The sequence below is a fragment of the Paraburkholderia sp. SIMBA_053 genome (genome assembly GCF_046534895.1).
Classification (GTDB): Bacteria; Pseudomonadota; Gammaproteobacteria; order Burkholderiales; family Burkholderiaceae; genus Paraburkholderia; species Paraburkholderia caledonica.
In genome coordinates, this window is sequence record NZ_JAWRXU010001385.1 from 1 (window position 1) to 247 (window position 247).

At 74.5% G+C, this 247-nt stretch carries 1 protein-coding gene; it reads right to left on the reverse strand.

What is annotated here, in order from left to right; genetic code table 11:
• Window positions 1-247: LysR substrate-binding domain-containing protein (locus SB753_RS40140; protein ID WP_410805562.1), on the reverse strand; the 247-nt coding region annotated here is incomplete at both ends.

Genomic DNA, 247 nt, shown 5'->3' on the forward strand with positions numbered 1-247 from the left:
GGCTGCTGCCGAAACTGCGCGGGAACAGGATGAAGGGCTCGCCGGCCAGGGCGGCCAGCGGCGCCTTGCCGCGTGCGGCCAGTGGGTGCGCGGCGGGAACCGCGATCAGCATGGGCTCGTCGGGGAAGCACAGCAGGTCCAGGCCGGCCGGCGGCGCGGTCGGCGCGTAGCGGATGAATGCCGCGTCCAGCCGGCCGCTGCCCAGCGCTTCGAGCAGGCCGGCGGTGTTGGCTTCCTCCAGCACCAG